Origin of the sequence: Staphylococcus sp. AtHG25, from assembly GCF_003217445.1 — a bacterium.
Classification (GTDB): Bacteria; Bacillota; Bacilli; order Staphylococcales; family Staphylococcaceae; genus Staphylococcus; species Staphylococcus haemolyticus.
This window is the reverse complement of sequence record NZ_QJSN01000016.1, coordinates 1-19,769: the sequence shown is the minus strand read 5'-3', so window position 1 is coordinate 19,769 and position 19,769 is coordinate 1. Positions and strand designations below refer to the sequence as shown.

At 32.5% G+C, this 19,769-nt stretch carries 20 protein-coding genes and 1 riboswitch; of the genes, 5 read left to right on the top strand and 15 right to left on the bottom strand.

Annotated elements, in window-relative coordinates; all coding sequences use genetic code 11:
- The first annotated feature begins 74 nt into the window (after positions 1-74).
- Positions 75-893 carry a ZIP family metal transporter gene (locus BDW31_RS10445; protein WP_053024224.1) on the top strand — a complete coding sequence of 273 codons (819 nt, stop codon included), beginning with the start codon at positions 75-77 and terminating at the stop codon, positions 891-893.
- Between the two features lie 218 nt (positions 894-1,111).
- Here BDW31_RS10445 and ltaS read toward each other — a convergent pair whose 3' ends face one another.
- The 7 genes from ltaS to BDW31_RS10410 all read right to left on the bottom strand — a co-directional run bounded on the left by ltaS (position 1,112) and on the right by BDW31_RS10410 (position 7,916).
- Complete coding sequence (gene ltaS, locus BDW31_RS10440; RefSeq protein WP_110709630.1) at positions 1,112-3,049, bottom strand: polyglycerol-phosphate lipoteichoic acid synthase LtaS; 1,938 nt, start codon at positions 3,047-3,049, stop codon at positions 1,112-1,114.
- Between the two features lie 538 nt (positions 3,050-3,587).
- On the bottom strand, positions 3,588-4,592 hold the full coding sequence (locus tag BDW31_RS10435; RefSeq protein WP_110709629.1) for a 5-oxoprolinase subunit C family protein: 1,005 nt from the start codon (positions 4,590-4,592) through the stop codon (positions 3,588-3,590).
- Entirely contained in the window at positions 4,580-5,296 is a 717-nt protein-coding gene (locus BDW31_RS10430) for a 5-oxoprolinase subunit B family protein (RefSeq protein ID WP_053024221.1), read from the bottom strand. The genes BDW31_RS10435 and BDW31_RS10430 overlap by 13 nt, the downstream gene beginning before the upstream one ends.
- A 24-nt stretch (positions 5,297-5,320) precedes the next feature.
- Entirely contained in the window at positions 5,321-5,527 is a 207-nt protein-coding gene (locus BDW31_RS10425) for a hypothetical protein (RefSeq protein ID WP_037548483.1), read from the bottom strand.
- A 57-nt stretch (positions 5,528-5,584) separates the two neighbouring features.
- Positions 5,585-6,193: an aminotransferase class IV gene (locus BDW31_RS10420; RefSeq protein WP_053024220.1), complete on the bottom strand. Its 609-nt coding sequence runs from the start codon at positions 6,191-6,193 to the stop codon at positions 5,585-5,587.
- Positions 6,194-7,339, bottom strand: coding sequence for an aminodeoxychorismate synthase component I (gene pabB, locus BDW31_RS10415; RefSeq protein ID WP_037548478.1), 1,146 nt, complete (start codon positions 7,337-7,339; stop codon positions 6,194-6,196).
- Positions 7,323-7,916 carry an anthranilate synthase component II gene (locus BDW31_RS10410; protein WP_037548470.1) on the bottom strand — a complete coding sequence of 198 codons (594 nt, stop codon included), beginning with the start codon at positions 7,914-7,916 and terminating at the stop codon, positions 7,323-7,325. Before BDW31_RS10410 ends, pabB begins: the two co-directional genes overlap by 17 nt.
- 155 nt (positions 7,917-8,071) lie before the next feature.
- A riboswitch (PreQ1 riboswitch) is annotated at positions 8,072-8,118 on the top strand.
- 160 nt (positions 8,119-8,278) lie between these two features.
- On the opposite strand from BDW31_RS10410, the gene queC reads away from it, so the two are divergent.
- The 4 genes from queC to BDW31_RS10390 all read left to right on the top strand — a co-directional run bounded on the left by queC (position 8,279) and on the right by BDW31_RS10390 (position 10,803).
- Positions 8,279-8,950, top strand: a complete 672-nt coding sequence (gene queC / locus BDW31_RS10405; RefSeq protein ID WP_053024219.1) for a 7-cyano-7-deazaguanine synthase QueC — start codon at positions 8,279-8,281, stop codon at positions 8,948-8,950.
- A 1-nt stretch (position 8,951) separates the two neighbouring features.
- Positions 8,952-9,371 carry a 6-carboxytetrahydropterin synthase QueD gene (gene queD / locus BDW31_RS10400; protein WP_037548465.1) on the top strand — a complete coding sequence of 140 codons (420 nt, stop codon included), beginning with the start codon at positions 8,952-8,954 and terminating at the stop codon, positions 9,369-9,371.
- Entirely contained in the window at positions 9,371-10,087 is a 717-nt protein-coding gene (queE, locus tag BDW31_RS10395; protein ID WP_053024218.1) for a 7-carboxy-7-deazaguanine synthase QueE, read from the top strand. The genes queD and queE overlap by 1 nt, the downstream gene beginning before the upstream one ends.
- A 104-nt stretch (positions 10,088-10,191) precedes the next feature.
- Positions 10,192-10,803 (top strand): DUF2273 domain-containing protein, encoded by a 612-nt coding sequence (locus tag BDW31_RS10390; RefSeq protein ID WP_037548459.1) that lies wholly within the window; start codon positions 10,192-10,194, stop codon positions 10,801-10,803.
- A 50-nt stretch (positions 10,804-10,853) separates the two neighbouring features.
- Here BDW31_RS10390 and BDW31_RS10385 read toward each other — a convergent pair whose 3' ends face one another.
- The 8 genes from BDW31_RS10385 to BDW31_RS10350 all read right to left on the bottom strand — a co-directional run.
- Entirely contained in the window at positions 10,854-11,843 is a 990-nt protein-coding gene (locus BDW31_RS10385) for a glycosyltransferase family 2 protein (RefSeq protein ID WP_037548456.1), read from the bottom strand.
- 163 nt (positions 11,844-12,006) lie between these two features.
- On the bottom strand, positions 12,007-12,846 hold the full coding sequence (locus tag BDW31_RS10380) for an aldo/keto reductase (protein WP_011276452.1): 840 nt from the start codon (positions 12,844-12,846) through the stop codon (positions 12,007-12,009).
- A gap of 238 nt (positions 12,847-13,084) precedes the next feature.
- Positions 13,085-14,461: a hemolysin family protein gene (locus BDW31_RS10375; RefSeq protein ID WP_037548454.1), complete on the bottom strand. Its 1,377-nt coding sequence runs from the start codon at positions 14,459-14,461 to the stop codon at positions 13,085-13,087.
- A 555-nt stretch (positions 14,462-15,016) separates the two neighbouring features.
- Positions 15,017-16,990, bottom strand: coding sequence for a PTS fructose transporter subunit IIABC (locus tag BDW31_RS10370; RefSeq protein WP_110709627.1), 1,974 nt, complete (start codon positions 16,988-16,990; stop codon positions 15,017-15,019).
- A 5-nt stretch (positions 16,991-16,995) separates the two neighbouring features.
- Positions 16,996-17,916 carry a 1-phosphofructokinase gene (gene pfkB / locus BDW31_RS10365; RefSeq protein WP_053024215.1) on the bottom strand — a complete coding sequence of 307 codons (921 nt, stop codon included), beginning with the start codon at positions 17,914-17,916 and terminating at the stop codon, positions 16,996-16,998.
- A 2-nt stretch (positions 17,917-17,918) separates the two neighbouring features.
- Positions 17,919-18,674, bottom strand: coding sequence for a DeoR/GlpR family DNA-binding transcription regulator (locus BDW31_RS10360; protein ID WP_053018723.1), 756 nt, complete (start codon positions 18,672-18,674; stop codon positions 17,919-17,921).
- 153 nt (positions 18,675-18,827) lie between these two features.
- Positions 18,828-19,307, bottom strand: a complete 480-nt coding sequence (gene ybaK, locus BDW31_RS10355; protein WP_037548444.1) for a Cys-tRNA(Pro) deacylase — start codon at positions 19,305-19,307, stop codon at positions 18,828-18,830.
- 76 nt (positions 19,308-19,383) lie between these two features.
- On the bottom strand, positions 19,384-19,769 hold a 386-nt coding region (locus tag BDW31_RS10350; RefSeq protein WP_142641273.1), incomplete at its 5' end, for a transposase.

Sequence of the window (19,769 nt, the reverse complement as noted above, 5' to 3'; positions counted from 1 at the left end):
TTTTTGATAAGCTTAAATCAGTTCTATATATTATACACCTTTTTAGGCTTAAATGATACAAGGAGACAAGAGTTATGATTGACTTTTTCGAAAATTTACCGCCTTATATACAGGCGCTTTTAGCAGGTATTATTACTTGGCTACTCACAGCATTAGGTGCTGCTTCTGTATTTATATTTAAATCCGTAAATGAACGAATACTAACATCTATGCAAGGATTTGCTGCGGGCATTATGATAGCTGCCAGCTTTTGGTCTTTATTACAACCCTCTATTGACTATGGTAAAGATGGTAGTTTACCTGCTTGGTTACCTGCTGCAATTGGCTTTTTATTTGGTGGTATCTTTATACGTGTCCTCGATTCAGTTATTCCTCATTTACATCAAAGAATTGGCGATAAGAGTCAGTACCGCGAGGGTGTTAAGACTTCTTTAAGTAAGAATACATTATTAGTACTAGCTATTACGTTACATAATATTCCAGAAGGACTATCGATTGGTGTTGCTTTTGGTGGTATAGCAACTGGAAATAGTCAAGCTACATTTCTAGGTGCTTTAGGGTTAGCAATTGGTATAGGAATACAAAACATTCCGGAAGGTGCAGCATTATCTATGCCTATTAGAGCGGCAGGCGCGTCTCGTTGGAAAGCGTTTAATTACGGACAAGCTTCTGCAATTGTAGAACCTATCTTTGCTACTATTGGCGCTGCATTGATTTTAGTTATTACACCTGTTTTACCTTATGCATTAGCTTTTGCAGCTGGAGCTATGATATTCGTTGTTGTTGAAGAACTTATACCTGACTCACAATCTGGTAACAACACGGATTTAGCAACACTAAGTCTAATGTTAGGCTTTACAATTATGATGATTTTAGATGTAGCGCTTGGATAAAATTTGCAATTATCATAGATATTTAAATTAACTATTAATCAGCAATTATTTAAATTACAACATCATTTAAGACATGTATCTATAGCATCAACTATATATTGCAACTCAACATGTTGCACATAATCAAAATCATATTAAAAAAGACAATTTCTATTTATTTCAATAGAAATTGTCTTTTTTCATTAGTCTAAAAAATTTATATTATAGACTCTACTTGATTATTTTTGGTTCCCTTTAGGACCAGTTTTGTATTCATATTTAGACGGGTCAATTTTTTTGAAATCAGGATTTTTATAGAATCTGAGCAAGTCACCATTTAAGACATTGTCACTCATTTCTAAATCTTTCTCAACCTGTTTCTTATTCTTATCTAAATCTTTAGGTTCCGTTTCTAATAATTCATTAGTTTTATTAGAATATGCTTTACCGTTTACATATTTGTAATCTTTCGTAATGAAATCACCATTACGGAATGGAATTACATCATTATGATCTTTAGATAACATGTCAGTACCAAACATTAAGAAGTTTTTAGAGTCAATTCCTACTAAATGTAATATAGTAGGCATAACATCCATTTGACCAGCATATGTCTTATCTACTGTACCTTCTTTACCAGGAATTTTTAGCCAGAAACCTGTACGGTTTAAGTCCATAAATTTCGCTGGCGTAATCTTTTCACCTAATAATTTTTCCATCGCATTATTATGGTTCTCTGAAATACCATAATGGTCACCATATATCATAATAACTGAATCGTCGTATAAACCTTTCTTCTTAAGATCTGTTACGTACTCTTCAAGTGCTTGGTCTAAATAATGCGCTGTTTGAATGTAACCATCAACAGTTGAATCACCTGTATTAGGTTTATCAATATCTGCATCTTCCTCACTCAATGTGAATGGGTAGTGGTTTGTTAATGTAATTAAGTGTGAATAGAATGGTCCTTTCATTTTAGATTGATATTCTGCTGACTCTTTAAAGAACGGTTTATCTTTTAAACCTAAGTTAACAATATTATCGTCAGACATATCATAATATGTTGCATCGTAGAACTTATCAATACCAAAATGTTTATAAACTTGGTCACGGTTCCAGAATGTTTTGTAGTCACCGTGCATAACATCAGAAGTATAACCTTGCTTTTGATCTAATATAGCAGGTAATGATTGGTAAGTATTATCACCTTTTAATGAATATGCAGAACCTTGTGGTAAACCATAAAGGCTGTTATCCAATGTGAACTCAGCGTCTGATGTTTTACCTTGACCAGTTTGATGGAAGAAGTTTGGATAATATCTAAAATCTTCGTTACCTGTCGATAATTTATTTAAGAACGGTGTTACTTCTTTACCATTAACCTTTTTATTGATTAAAAATGTTTGGAAACTTTCTAGATGTATTTTAATAATATTTTTCTTCTTAGCAGCACCAAAATACTCTGAATTTGGTGTTGTATTTTTTTGTTTCGTGTAATTCAATACTTTAGTTAGGTCATCTTCAGAAGCCAATGCTTTTTGTTGGTTATTCTGGATCGTTTTAACGCCATCATAAACTGTAAAGTTATATGGACCTAAATACTTCACTAAATATTTATGGTCAAACGTACGTGTTAATAACTCAGGACGATCTGTTTCAGCAAAAGCTAAGTTCAAGAAGAATAATGCTACTGAAGCAGCCATTACAACCGGTACAAACTTTTTACTGAAAACACGCTTATCTAACCAACTTCCTTTGAAAATAAGGATAAATAGATAAATAATAGTATCTATAAAGTAAACAAAGTCATACCATTTAAATGATGCCCCAACAGCACCACCCATAGACTCAACATTCCCCGCTTGGTTAAGTGTACTAAATGTTAAAAAGTCTGAGAAGAATCTAAAATAAACTACATTTGCATATAGCAAGAATGATAGTAAAAATCCTCCAATAAAGATGAACCAATATGCTTTTTTTCCTTTAAAGAATAAGAACACACTTAAAATAAGCGCGATTAAACTATATGGATTCATCAATAGTATTAAGTTTTGAACTAGTCCTTTAACACCCAAAGAAAAATCAACATAATATGAAAAATACGTCTTCAATGTCACTGTAAAAACAGTCAGTAAGAAAAACGCAAAAAGACTTATTTTCTTTTTGTGTAAACTCATGTATGTTTCCTCCGTTTATAGTTATTCAACTTTGAAGAAATGTTAAAGACTTAACCGAAGACTTAAACACTTACTCAAATATGACCGTTATGCAATTACTTACTAATTTTTAAATTTCGCTATTTTAATTTATTAAGAATATGTCATACACATACATTAAATACAAACGATAATTCACTCTTACATATTTGTCCCAATGACGAACTATCCGTTAGTAATGCCTTATGTATACAATGTTGGATGCTATTCTATTTAATTATTAATAAAATATTAACAAATTATGAACTTTGTAATATTATTGTAATATTGCCCGTAGTTCAATATATAAATATATAGTATTTTTACTCATTTATCAAGAAAAAACATCTTTATATATCGACATCTCAATAGTTTGTCACAAATATATACAAGTATAATGATGACGCACTGATTTATTTATTATAGCTTCTTATATGATATTTTTAATCAGACTATAGACCTACTCAATCTATTAAAAAAACCGTTTAAATAAGTCGTACATTTAATTAATTATTAACAGTTATTTCATCATTTCTAATTGCATTCTGAATTCAATGCCGTGAAACAGTTGATTCATCCAATTGCTAAATTTTACAACATTTTTTTCAGCGGTTTCAATATCAATAAATTGGAATTTCAAACGTGACCCTTGTGGTTTCTGTGCAAGTTTAGTCAAATGATAACTCGCAATCGTTCCAATTTGAGGGTAACTTCCTATTGTATAATGATCGTTTAATAAGATAATCGGTGTACCATCTCTTTTAACTTGAATCGTTCCTCTTTTAACAGATTGATGTGCAGGCATATCATCGTAATATGCTTTTATCTTCTCACCATCTAATAACATACCAACACGATTTGATTTATTAGTTACTTTATATTCGCCTTTAATAAAATGGGATTGCGTTTCCTTATCAAAGTCTTCAGTACCTTTATTAGCGATAACATGAAACACGTCAGAGATATAGTTGAACGACAATGCATAACCATCAATACCCCAATCAGTAGTACGCTTTTCTTTTAGATTTTCAAACAACTTATGATGACGTTCAGTATATTCTCTTTTCATTTCAACTTCATCGCCATTTTCAAGTTTACGCCCGTGATAGCCACCAATGTGAACATTTAAATCTGTAGAATTCGAACCCAGCCAACTGTCTAATTTAAATCCTCCACCTATAGCAAGATATACACGTGACGTTTTATTTGTTTCTTTAAAAGATAACACATCATCTTTACCTAAAAGGTATATTTTATAAGGTTTTACTCGCAGGTTTTGTGTATAAGCTTCAAAATTTTGACCTGTTAATGCAATTAAAGTAGGTTCAGTGAATCGAATTTTAGCCATAATATGTGTCATTTCAAGTGTTGCTTCATTCTTGTCATTAGCGACAAGACGATTTGCTATTTCATGACCTAGCGTGTCTAAAGCTCCACACGGAATAACACCTGCATATTCATATCCATGACGCCCGAAATCTTGGAAACTACTAAACAATCCGGCTTTTTCTATTATGATTGACATGGTTTAAATTCTCCTAATTCAATATCTTTGCGTTTTTCTGGTTTGAAAGTGACATTATCTCCTAATTTTAGCAGTGTAAAATCTTCTTGTTCAGGAGTAAACAACGTTATAGGCGTGTACCCTATCACTAACCAATCATTATATGTATCAGTTGTAACAATCCCGCATTTTTTCCCTTCAATAATAACTGAACCTGCAGTAACAAGTTTCTTCTTATTACTTGTATGATTAACATACAATGCTTCATTCATTCCAGTTAAATATGGAAAGCCAGGAGCATAGCCCATCATAGAGACAAAGTAAGCATTACCAGAATGTAATTGAATAAATTCATCTTTTGTTAATTTGTAATACTCTAGCAAATCCTGTAAATCGGGACCAAATTCATCACCATAAATAATAGGAATTTCATAGGTCGTGCTCTCATCTTTGTTCATTTCTAATTGTTTTATTTCTTCTTGTATAGATGTTACTAATGCCTTCATATATTGAAAAGGTGAAGTAATGTTATGATGTTTAATCATATCTCGAGCATCATAGCAAATCATCATATCTGATTCAGTAGGAACAATTTCAGTTATAAATGGTAAATCTTTCTTTAATAAATGATTACGTACTGCGATTAACTCAGTTGTTACATTTTTAGATACATCTTTTTCAACCGCAATTACAATTGCTTGATCTCCCTGACTATAAATCTTCATAACTCCACCTCAAAACAATTATATTTAATGATGATAAAATATATTTAGAAAATCAACCACATAAGGAATGATTGAATTAATTAAAAAATAAATGAATACACATTGAATTAAAACGGTAACGGTTGCCACAATACGTGCCTTAATGAGTGCATTATTATTTAAATATCGATCTGCTAAATATTTACTTATCACATTTAAAATCACAATAATTACAACCCATAATATTGCCATAATTCACTCCGTTAGTTCGTTTTTATCAATAAATACGCATATACTTCCAATATTATTTTATAGATAAATAGACACATCGGCAACCTCTCGTAAACTATTTAGTAAATAGATACGTACCTGCTGATTATTTAATTTCTCACTGAGTTCTGTTTTAGTATAATTTTTGATTGAAAGTTTTCCTTCATCTATAAGAGATTGACGCATGCACCCCAATAAAAAGTCGTTGTCATAACTCGGCGTATAGTATGTACCATCTTCCTCTATCATTATATTACCAATATCAAATTCCAGAATTTTACCTTTTTCATCATATAATAATATTAAATCTGTCTCATGATCGTGTGTTAAATGCTGGCGTTCTGTGGTTTTGTTAATGATATATCGTTCGTTATAATGCGTTTGAACTTGCTGAAATTTAGCCGTAAATAGCGACTTTGGAGATAAAGGTTTAATTACATAATTCATATCGCCAGTTTTATCTATTTCTATTTTAAGTCGGAACGTGCCCTGTTGATGATTTTTTATAATCTTTTTTACAAGATGTAACCAGTTCTCCTTTGAAAAGGCATAACCCAAACGTCCACATGATTGTTGTATTCGATTAATATGATATTGAAGTCTTGGAATTTCACCATTTTCCAGACGCATCGTTTCAAACAAGTTCATTTATAACATCTCCAATATCTTTGTTTTATCTCGAAACTCTTGTACTTCTTTTTCAGGTATAGAATCAATTGTAATACCTGCACCTACACCGTAATGAACTTTCTCATTTCGATACTCAAGCGTTCTAATTGGAATATTAAATATCATTTTATCATCCGGAGATAATAATCCAATTGTGCCACAATAAATATTTCTAGGATTAGGCTCAAGCGCTTTAATGTATGACATCGTATTAAGTTTCGGTGCGCCCGTAATGGAACCACATGGAAACAGCGCTTTTAAAATATCAGTCAAACTCGTTTCGGCTTCTAATCGACCCGAGACCATACTCGTCATTTGATAAACAGTCTTATAACTTTCTATAAAGAATGGCTTATTAACGTGTATAGTTCCTGGCTTAGAAATTCTAGAAATATCATTACGCAATAAATCAACAATCATTACATTTTCAGCACGATCTTTAAGAGAGTTTTTCAATATGTCATAATTCATCAAATCTTCATCTTTATTAATACTACGTGGCATTGTCCCTTTCATCGGTTTACTTACGACTACATTTTCTTGGTTATTAAATGCTCCTTTTTGAAAGAATAATTCAGGAGAAATTGAGGCAACTTTAATCTCTTCTACATCTAATAATGCAGTATAACCACCATTATTTGTCTGGGTTAAATAATAATATAAATCAGAGATTGGGTAATGGATATCACTAACTAAACGCGTTGTATAGTTCACTTGATACGTTTCTCCATCAGTGATTGCGTCTTGAACTTGTTTGATCTTATCTTGCATTTCTGCATCACTCTCCAAAAAGCGAAACTGATGTTTAGGTATGTAGCTTTGTGAAAGATTGTTAGACAGATGTTTAGCCATATTAGGATTGAAACTATATGCAAGAGCTATGACTTGATTATTATCCAATTCATGCGTAGCCATTTCTTGATTAAAAAATTTTGCCGCTTCATATGTAAGATAAAGTGCTACGTAACGTCCGTTTGATTGTTCATCTTGAGCAAAGCGAACTACTGCACCGATGTCATTCAAAGTGTAAGCCACTTTTTTAGAGGCATACGTGCCAAAATTCAATGCTACTGTTTCAAAATGGTCAGGTGTCGTATAGTATCGATAATTAAATGCGATTTTCATAGTCTATCCCCACTTTTTCTAAAAATAGTCGTATCTGTTCATGACCATATTCACTTAAAATAGATTCAGGATGATACTGAACGCCATAAATAGGATATTTATTATGTTCAAAAGCCATTATAATCCCCTCTTCGTTATAAGCTGTCATATTTAAAACGGTAGGAATATGATTTTTATCTGCAATGAGTGAATGATATCTCATTACTTCAAACGATTGAGGTAGTCCTTTAAATAGTCCAGTTCCTCTATGAGTTAACGTTGTGGTATGACCGTGAACCGGCTTTAATCCATGAATAATAGTACCTCCATAATATTCATAAATAAATTGGAAACCTAAACAAACACCTAATATAGGAATTTCACCCTCAAATTGATTCATAATTTCAATTAAAATTGGATAGTCACTAGGTTTACCTGGACCTGGCGAGATGACAATTGCCTCTACGTTAGATGACCTTAATAGATCAACGGAAACGTCATCTACCTCGTATACAACTATCCCTTTATCAGTTTCTGTCTTAAAATAATCTATTAAATTATATGTAAATGAATCTTTATTATCTATAACTATAATCATTTATGTCGCTCCAACTCTATGTTAAATAACTTCATCTATAACCTTATTATAATTAATAATTTTTTGAAAATGTAAGGGTTTACTATTTATATTACTTTAAAATATAGCTTGATTTTAAGAAGTGAATATATTACGCTAACTAGCGTACTAAAAACTCAAAAGAGGTTCCTAGCTGAAACCCTCTATAAAAAACTAGACAATAATCGAAATATTTAGTTTGAAGGTAACATTACTTTTATATAACTAGTTGAAATGTTTCTAAGTCTATCTTTTTTATAGAGATAGACTTTTTTTATGTTCTCATGGCTAGGTTAGAGACAACATAAAGTATGATCTAATCTTTTCAAAAAAGGAGAATATTCATGACAAATCAAAATTTAAACAAGGACAAAACCATTGTAGTATTTAGCGGGGGGCAAGATAGCACAACGTGTTTATTTTACGCTAAAAAACATTTTAAAGATGTTGAATTGGTAACATTTAATTACGGTCAACGACATGATGCAGAAATTGAAGTTGCTACACGCATCGCAAAAGAGCAAAATTTAAAACATCATATTTTAGATATGTCACTATTATCACAATTAACTCCAAACGCCTTAACACAACATGATACGGACATTGAAACTGGTGAAGACGGTATTCCAAACACGTTTGTACCAGCACGTAATTTATTATTCTTATCATTTGCTGGTGCATTAGCTTATCAACGCAATGCCAAACATATTATTACCGGGGTTTGTGAAACGGACTTTTCAGGTTATCCAGACTGTCGTGATAGCTTTATTAAATCAATGAATGTAACGCTTAGTTTATCTATGGATAAAGACTTTGTTATTCATACCCCTTTAATGTGGTTAGACAAAGCACAGACATGGGAACTTAGTGACGAATTAGGTGTTCTAGATTATATTCGACACAATACACTTACATGCTATAACGGTGTTATTGGTGATGGTTGTGGAGAATGTCCAGCATGTCAATTAAGACAACGTGGTCTACAACATTATTTAGAAATAAAAGGAGCGAATTAAAATGATTCAACAACTTTATCCGTCAGTTACCCACCCCTATAGTTTTGAACTTAATAAAGATTTTAATTTTTCAGCCGCGCATTACATTCCAAGTGAAGATGCCGGTAAATGTATGAGAACGCATGGACATACTTACTTTGTTAATTTAACAATTGCAGGGGATAAACTTGATCATAATGGTTTCTTAATCAATTTTAGTGATTTAAAAAAACTAATCCACGACCAATTCGATCACTACTTATTAAATGATTTACCTCAACTTAAAGATAAGAGTCCTTCAACTGAAGTTGTAGCTCAAACAATATATAAAATGGTCCAAACTCATCTACAAAACTGTGATAATCAACCTCAATGTGTTCAAGTTTATCTACGTGAAACGCCGACTAGTTATGTCGTATATCGCCCAAAGGAGTATAAATAATGGCTGCTAAAATTCCAGTACTAGAAATTTTTGGACCTACGATTCAAGGTGAAGGACGTGTTATAGGTCGCAAAACGATGTTTGTTAGAACTGCAGGCTGTGATTATCGTTGTAGTTGGTGTGACTCTGCTTTCACTTGGGATGGAAGTGCTAAAGAAGACATTCAGTTAATGACAGCTGAAGAAATATATAATCAACTGAAAAAAATCGGCGGTGACTGTTTTGATCACGTTACGATATCTGGAGGTAACCCAGCACTAATTAAAAGTATACAAGATTTAGTGGATTTATTTGAAGAAAAACAGATATACACTGCTTTAGAAACTCAAGGAAGTAAATTCCAACCATGGATGAGACAAATTAACGATTTAACTATAAGTCCTAAACCACCAAGCTCTAATATGAAACCTAACATTGACATATTAGATAGTGTAATCGAACAATGCATTGAATCAACACTTAATTTAAAGGTCGTTATTTTTGATGATGATGATTACGAATTCGCCAAAATGATACATCATCGCTACCCAAACATTCCTTTTTACTTACAAGTAGGTAATCCCTACCTAGATGATGATGTTGACAACCATACAGAGAAACTTTTGAATCGATATGAAGCATTAGTTGATAGAGTGATGGCTAGTAATGATATGAACCAAGTTTATGTTTTACCACAGTTGCATACGTTATTGTGGAGTAACAAAAAAGGTGTTTAATAATTACTTTATAAATGAAAAATATTTTTTAAGTGTTTTGAAATGATTAAGTTTGTTTTAATTGGTATAATGTTCTAATGAACTATGTGAGATAGGAGTACAGCATGATTATATATGTATTAATTAATATCGCCGTAGTGCTTGGTGTACTCGGCTTTGACTTATATAAGCACCAATTCAAGCAACTTAAATTTAGCTCCGTATTAATAGCAATAACGATTAACGCTTTAATTAATGCTATCGTCATCGACAAATTTAATTTTATAACATTATGCTCAATCGCTTTTTTTATATGTTGGTTGGGACTTCAATATTACTTGAATCATCAACACTATACACTTGTTATTTATGAGTATAAATCTATTGCCTTGATATTTTCTATCATAATAAGTTGCTCATTATTTATTACCTATGGATCAAGTGATCAATCAATTTACATGTCTGTTCCATACTTAGCGCCAACAATATTCTTAATAGGTGCTAGTGCGATATTTTTAGGTACTTTCTCTAGAGGAGAACTTGGAATTTTTAAATTTATAAAAAAGCTTAAATTTCCAATTACTATAGGCTATATGCTTATTATAATTTCGATTGTATTATTAACTATTTTGACACCATTCTGGTATATCTTCTTAATCATTTATATTCTTTTAGGTATCTATCTAGCATGGCAACTTAAAAATACTAATTTAAAACCTCATATAGAAAATAATTAAACGCTTGAAGTTTCATCATTTAAAACTTCAAGCGTTTATTTTGATTTTTATTAATGTACTTTTTCTTTCTCTTGCTCTACTACTTTGAGATCGTGCGTTGGTTCTTTTAAATTTGATGCTTGCACAATATATTTAGGTCGTTGCTTAACTTCATAGTAAATTCGTCCAATATATTCACCTACTACACCAATAGAAATCAATTGAATTCCGCCAATAAGTAATACCGCAGCTATCGTTGTAAAATAACCAGGATTATTAATGCCATTGACCATTATACCTATCAGCAGATACAAGATATAAACGATACTTAAACTGAATATCGTCATTCCTAGATAAATCATCGCACGTAAAGGTTTATTATTAAATGAAATTAGCCCATCAATACCATAATTTAATAATTTAGTGAATGTCCATTTAGAATGACCCGCTTCTCGTTCTACATTTTGATATGTAAAGATTTTAGTATTATAACCAATCCATTCAAATAAACCTTTTGAAAAGCGGTTATATTCTTTAAGAGAAGCCATTGCTTTAACTGCACGCTGACTCAATAATCTAAAGTCACCGACACCGTCTATGAATTCAATGTCTTCGACAAAGCTATTTATCAATTTATAATATAACTTAGTCATTGACTTACGGGCTATGTTCTCTCCTGTTCGATCTCGCTTAGCAATAACTTGGTCATACCCCTCTTGGAATCCTTCTATCATTTGTGGAATGAATTCTGGTGGATGTTGTAAATCTCCATCTACCATCACCACAGCATCACATTCCACACTATGTTGAAAACCAGCTATCATTGCTGATTCTTTACCAAAATTTCGGCTGAAAGAAATATATTTAACATGTAGATCTAAGCTTGCTAAATATTGAACATGGTCGATTGTGTTATCTTTACTACCATCGTCGACAAATAAAAGGTCATAATCATACCCTTTGTCCAAACTATCTTTCATCAAAATTTCAGTCAATTTGTCGTAAGTTTTTGTTACGACTTCACCTTCGTTAAAACAAGGCACAATGACTCTGATTTTCATTAAATTACATCCTTTTCATCATTCTTAGTACTATTTTATCAATAAAATAAATAACTATTCTACTAAAAACTATGCAATTAACAAATAATTAATAAAAATTAAATAAAAAATATACAATCATTTTATAATTTTCAATGTCTGATTCCATTTAATAGAAACCAATTTATTTCAAATCACCTATACTCACTTCATCAGGATCTTTACCTTGACGCGCATTGCGATTTAAACTATCTATTTCAGCTATTTCTGTTAGTTCTAGGTTGAAATCAAATATATCATGATTTTCTCTTATACGTGATGGTGTTTTAGATTTTGGAATGACAACACGATTATGTGCCACGTGCCAACGTAATACGATTTGCGCTGGTGTTTTATCATACGCTTTTGCTAGTTTTGTTATAGTAGGATCGTCTAACAATCCTCTGTTTCTCATTAATGGCATCCATGCAGTAACTACTATATCATGCTTATCACAGAAATCTTGGACTTCTTGTTGATTAAAGTAAGGATGTACTTCAATTTGATTAACTTGTGGTACAATATTAGTTTCACGCATTAATTTTTCTAAGTGATGCACTTTGAAGTTACATACTCCAATTGCTTTTATTTTACCTTCTTCATATAATTTTTCTAATGCCTTATATGTTTCAATATAAAGTTCATTTTTTTCGCAAGGCCAGTGAATTAAATATAAATCGATATATTCTAAACCTAAATTATTTAATGAGCGATTAAAATACTCAAGTGTACTATCATAACCTTGATGGTCGTTCCATAGTTTAGTTGTAATAAACAAGTCTTCACGAGGCACTCCACTATTTTTTAGTGCTTTACCGAGTGCTTCTTCATTGTTATAAAAATATGCTGTATCAAATGCACGATAACCATCATCTAATGCAGCTTGAATCGCTGTTTCCATTTCTTCATCTGTAACCTTATAGACACCTAAGCCAAGTCTCGGCATCGGATAACCATTGTTTAAAATTTGTGTGTCATTTACCATAATATCTTCTCCTAACGTTCTTGATAATTTTAATCTATTAGTAATTAGGATAACTCTAATAGAGTCTATTGAACAATTAAAAGGACTGGAACTGAATTCTTTAGAATTCGTTGTCCCAGCCCTCAAAATTGAAAAGAACTGAGAAACACTTCATTTAGAGCGCCTTCTCAGCTCAGTCAGCTTATGCAAATTTGCGATATAGCTTTGTATAATATTAATTCATCCAATACTCTTTAAATTATTCACGACTTTCATCGCTATTATCTTTTTTATCTTCACTTTCATCTTCGTCTTTACCGAATGTTGGTCTATTATTGATGAACTCATATTTAAGTACAACCCAAACTAGTTGATGATTGTCCATTTCAGACACAATCCAACGATCATATTGCGTATCGATATGATCTTCAACTTGTAAATTAGTGTTGTGGGCTTGGAGCCAACCACCTATTGTATCAATGTCTTCTGAATCTTCAAATTCAATGTTGAATTTTTCATTGAGGTCATCAAGAAGGACACGTCCATTAATCTGATACGTATCTTCACCAAGTTTAACGATATCATTTACTTCATCATCATCAAACTCATCACGTATTTCACCGACAATTTCTTCAAGAATATCTTCCATTGTTAAAATACCAGCTGTACCACCGTACTCATCAATAATTAAACTGATATGTACGTGTTCACGTTGCATTCTAACTAACGCATCACTAATGGGAGTTGTCTCTGAAATCATCGGTAATTCATGGATATAATTATTGATTTTGATAGGTTTCCCAGAAGCATACTCTGTTAAGAATTCTTTAACGTTAATGAAACCTTTAATATGGTCTTTGTCTCCATCCTCAGTAATGGGGTAACGTGTAAATTGATGTTCTTTAATCGTCTCTAATAATTCGTCAACATTAAATGGTTCATTTAAAGTCACCATCTGAGTACGTGGTACCATGATATCTTTTGCATGTCTCTCATCAAATGAAAAGATGTTTTGCATATAGTTTAATTCTGTTTGATTGATTTCTCCACCATTATAACTGTTGTTAATAATGATCTTAATTTCCTCTTCTGACATAGCATCAGTTTGAGCGTCTGGATCAACACCCAACATTCTAATTATCACACGTGCTGAACCATTCATTAACCAAATCAAAGGTTTCATTATATTACCGAAATAGTACAATGGTCTAGCGTAAGTTAGGGCTAATTTTTCTGTATGTTGAATTGCTATAGATTTCGGTGCTAATTCACCTAATACTACGTGTAAGTATGTCACTACGATGAATGAAATTACAAATGAGATTGTTGTAGTTAATGCATCAGGTAACTGTAATAAGTTAAATAGAGGATGCAACAATTTTTCAAATGTTGGTTCCCCTAACCAACCTAATCCTAATGAAGTAACTGTAATACCTAATTGACAGGCTGATAAATAATAGTCCAGATTCGCAATCATCTTTTTGACAATTTTAGCGCTACGATTACCTTCTTCAGCTAATTGTTCAATACGCGTTGAACGTACTTTAACTAATGCAAATTCTGAACCTACGAATACTGTTGTTAATGCTATTAATAGAAAAAATATTACTAAATTTATTATGGTCACTGTATCCAATTAATTCCCTATTCCTAGGGATTCACCTCCAAATAAATGTGTCCCATATGGGTAACACGAATTTAATTCGTAATGTGCTTTGACGATATAAAAACATGTTAAGACCTTCCCATTGCGACACCCCCGAAAAAATGTATTACTTTTATTTTATCATATATTAATTACCAATAGTTGATTGTAACGCTTTTGATTAAAAAGTTACAACTTATCATTAAAAACTAATATTGCGTAATAGTCAAGAGAGGACTACACTAAAGCGCTTGGAAGTCACAAAGCATAAATTCTTTATCACTAAAACGCTTTGCTTCCTATGAAATACTCTCATATGTCTACCCATTTTTACATATTTTAATGACTCTATATCAATTTGAAATGATAATGTTTATTATCACTGTAATTTATGACTAAGACAAAAATGAAGCAAGACATAATTCATAATAAATTCATTATCTTGTCTTAATCTTGATAATATAGACTCCTCGTCTAGTTATGAAGAATAAATTAAAGTATTAAAAAAATCTCTCGCCCAATTATTAGGGCAAGAGATTTTTATTTCTATTCATCCATAGCTTTTGAAGCTTCAATTTCGTTTTTAGTTACTTTTGGTTTCAATAAACCATACATAATTGCTGAAACAAGTGTACCTACAATTAAAGCAATTAATGTTTGTAAGATATGACTAAAGTCAGTCGCTGCAATAACAATGATACCACCGTGTGGTGCATTGATTCTTGAACCTAATGCTAATGCAATTGCACCACCTACACCTGAACCTACCATCATTGATGGAATCACACGTAATGGGTCAGCTGCAGCAAATGGAATTGCACCCTCAGTGATGAATGATAAGCCCATCACATAGTTTGGCACGATAGAACCACGTTGTTCTTTAGTGAATTTACGTTTAAAGAATATCATTGCTGTTGCGATTGCTAATGGTGGAATCATACCGCCTACCATTGCTGCAGTAATTGGTGCGGCATTTCCTTCTGTCAATGCTGCTGTAGCGAATACATATGCTGCTTTGTTAAATGGTCCACCCATATCGATAGCCATCATTGCACCGATAACTAAACCAAGTAATACAATATTTGAACCTGATAAGCTATTTAATCCATTTAATAATAAGTTATTTAACCATGCTGCAGGCGGGTTAAATGCATAAATCATTAATAAACCAGTGATAGTTACACTTAATAGTGGATAAATTAACGTTGGTTTTAAACCTTCAACTGCTTGTGGTAAGCCACGTGTAATATATTTAATACCTTGTGTTAAGTAACCTGCTAAGAAACCTGCAATAATACCACCAATAAATCCAGAACCACCAAAAATTGCTAACATACCGCCAACTAAACCAGCTGCGAAACCTGGTTTATCTGCAATACTACGAGCGATGAAACCTGATAAGATTGGAATGATTAAGGCAAAGGCACTCTTATTACCTATATTCCATAATTGTTCTGCAAAAGCGTTGTGCTCAGAGCTTTTAGGGTCAAATGAGTTAGCCCCGAATAAGAATACAATAGCCATCAAGATACCACCAGCAATTACTAAAGGTAGCATATTTGATACACCGTTCATTAAGTGTTTATAGAACGCTTTACCAAAGCTTTGTTTCTCATTACTTTCACTATCTGTAGATTTAGAGTTACCACCACGTGCTACAAATGGTTTACGACTTGTATCAAGTGCTGTGTTAATAAGTTCTTCTGGTCGTTTGATACCATCAGCAACTGGTACTTCAACTACGTTTTTACCGTCGAAACGATCTGTTTCAACATGAACATCTGCCGCTACGATAACACCTGTCGCACGTTCGATGTCTTGTTGAGTTAAATGGTTTTTAATACCGCCTGAACCATTTGTTTCAACTTTCATTTTAACGCCCATTTTATCGGCTTGTTTTTTCAATGCATCGCGAGCCATATAAGTATGTGCGATACCTGTAGGACATGCTGTAACAGCTAATACATAAGCCTCATTAGTATCTGTCGTATTTGCAGAACCACTTGTCGCACCAGCGGTCACTGCCTCTTGTTCTTGCGCTTCTTTTTCCTCTTCTTTAGTTGCTTCATCATCCGCATTATCAATAATTTGAAGCACTTCTTCAGGAGAGTTAGCATGTAGTAAGCTTTCTCTCACTTTATCATCCATTAAAATACCAGATAATTTAGCTAGTGCATCTAAGTGTGTTTGTGCGCCACCTTCTGGAGCAGCAATCATAAAGAATAAATGTGCTGGTTGACCGTCTAAACTTTGGTAATCCACACCTTCCTTAGATTTACCAAAAGCAATGGCTGGAGATTTTACTGCTGCTACTTTTGCATGAGGAATAGCAATTCCTTCTCCAATACCTGTTGTACTTTGTGATTCACGATTATGGATTGCTTCTTTAAATTGAGCAATATCACTTAACTTGCCAGCTTTATCTAATTGATTCACTAATTTATCAATGACACCATTTTTATCAGACGCTGATAAATCCATAGCAATTGTATCTTTTGTTAGTAATTCTGTTATTCTCATTAATTTCACTCTCCATCAAGTACTGTAATAGTAACCTGTGATTTAATTTTTTCTATATCTTCTATTGTCGCTAAATCTTCAGTAAATGCCGTTGCTGTCCCAGAAGCAACAGCTTGTTGAAATGCATCTTCAAGTGATAATCCAGATTCAAGACCTGCCACCATACCAGCAACAGTGCTATCTCCTGAACCAACCGTATTAACAACTTGTCCTTTAGGATTTTGAGCTTTTATACTACGTGCTTTATCTATATAAATTGCACCATCTCCACCTAAAGATATAATGACTGATTGTGCACCTTCTTTTAAGATTTCACGACCATACTTAACAACATCTTGGTCGCTCTCAACAGTCATATCAAACATTTCTTCTAATTCATCTTTATTAGGTTTAATAAATAATGGTTGATATTTTAGCACTGTGTTAACTAAATCTTTTTCAGCATCAACCACCAATTTTGCACCTGTGCTTTGAGTTATTTCTGCAATTTGAGCATACGCATCACTTGGAATACTCTTAGGTACACTACCAGCAACAATGACTGTATCTTCCTTTGTTGTCTGTTTAATTTGATTTAATAATGCTAGAAATTGGTCATAAGTAATAGACGGTCCAGGTGCATTAATTTCAGTTTCATCACCAGATTTAAGTTTTACATTAATACGTGTATCATCATCAACTTTAATAAAGTCCGTTTTAATTTGACTTTCTTCTAATGTCTGAGCTATAAATTCTCCAGGAAAACCTCCAGTAAATCCTAATGCTGTAGATGGTACACCTAGTGTTTTTAAAACACGAGATACATTGATACCTTTTCCACCTGCAAATTTATAAGTAGATGTCGCTCTATTTAACCCTTTTATTTCAAATCCATTAGTAAACATAATGTAGTCAATAGATGGATTGAATGTTACTGTATAAATCATGGTTACCCTCCTATAAACACGTACTTCTCTTTATATTGTTCAAAATGTGAAAGTGCTATTGTTTGCTTTGAAACCACCATTTCAACATGGTTTTGACTAATTGGCACATGTGCAAAATAAACTTCATCTATTTTTGAATGATCAAGTAAAACATATGATTGATTTGCTTGTTCCATGGCCTTCTCTTTTATTAGTGCCTCTTTTTCATCTGGCGTCGTAAGACCATATTTTAAATCTAAACCATTCATTCCTAAAAAAGCCTTATCAAAACAATAACGACTCAAGGTATCAAGTGCACTAGCACCTACTGTGGCAAATGTTGTTTCTTTAACCTGTCCACCTATCATCAAAGTTTTGATGCCTTGGTTAAGTAACTTTTCAACATGTGTTAACCCATTTGTAACCACTACAATATTTTGTGCTTTAATGAATGGAATCATTTCAATCGTTGATGAACCAGCATCCATAAAAATGCAGTCATTATCTTCGATGAGTTTTGCAGCAAATTGACCAATCACTCTTTTTTCTTTTAAATTTTGCGACAATTTATCCGACAGAATTGGTTCATTATTTCTATTACTATTTAATGTTGCTCCTCCATGAACTCTTTGAAGTCGACCTTGTTGTTGCAATTTCGATAAATCTCTTCTAACAGTTGAAGCGCTGCAACCTGTTCGCTCTATTAATTCTTGGAGTGTGAGAAAATCTTTTTTCCTTAATTCCTGAAGTATTAAGTCATGTCTTTTTTCAGAAATCATGTAACCACCCCGCTTCAACTCACATTATAATGTGTACGCTTACATTTTTCAATCACAAATTGTCAAAATCAATCAAAAACATTCATTTCGGTTTAAAAATTAACAGATATTACACAATTTGTCATCCCATTTGTAATATCTGTCACTATATTGCTATTTTTGAGTAATGTCTTCTACTTGTGCATTTGTCATTGAAACAAGATCTTCAAGTTGTAACACAATTTGAATTCCTCGTTGTCCACCACTCACGATAATTTTTTCGCGTAAAGAAGCAGATTGATCAATTGTAGTTGGAAATAAATGTTTCATACCTACTGGAGAACAACCACCTCGTATATAACCTGTTACTTGTTTCAAATTATCTAATGGCATTAGCTGTAATTTTTTTTCATTAACGACACTTGCCGCTGCTTTCATATCTAATGACTCACTGACTGGAACTACAAATACGAAATGATCATGTTCAGCATTTTCTAATACAAGTGTTTTAAAAACATCATGGACATTTTCACCGACTAATTCTGCAACGCGTTCACCATCCATATGCCCATCTTCCAATTCAAATGTTTTGACTTCATAATCTATTTTGGCTCTGTCTAACATACGCATCGCATTTGTTTTCTTATGTTTCATACACGTTCACCTCAAATTCATCTTTAATTATAATCGGCTCTACGTCAAATCGGACTGATGAGTCCAAATATTGAGATTAAGCAACCTTAGGTTGTTTAATCTCTTTTTTTGTTGTTGAGGCAAATAGTCGCGAAGTTATAATAATTCGATTACGCAAATTATCATAATTTCTATAACCAAAAGATACCCTTTTAATGAGTTTGATTTTATTATTAATTCCTTCTAACGGACCGTTGGTCAGGTTAGAATATGTCATAGTATTTTCAATGAAAGCTGCTAATCGTCTTAAAGTTCTAATGACTGGGCGTAATTTAGGACACACATCTGAAAGATGAATAGAAAAGAGTTTATAATTAAATTTCTCTACTTGATTTTCTTTTAATAATCTTCTTAGCTCATGAACGTAGTGATATGTATTAAATAATTCTACATCTACACCTAATAAGTAATTTATAATGCCTT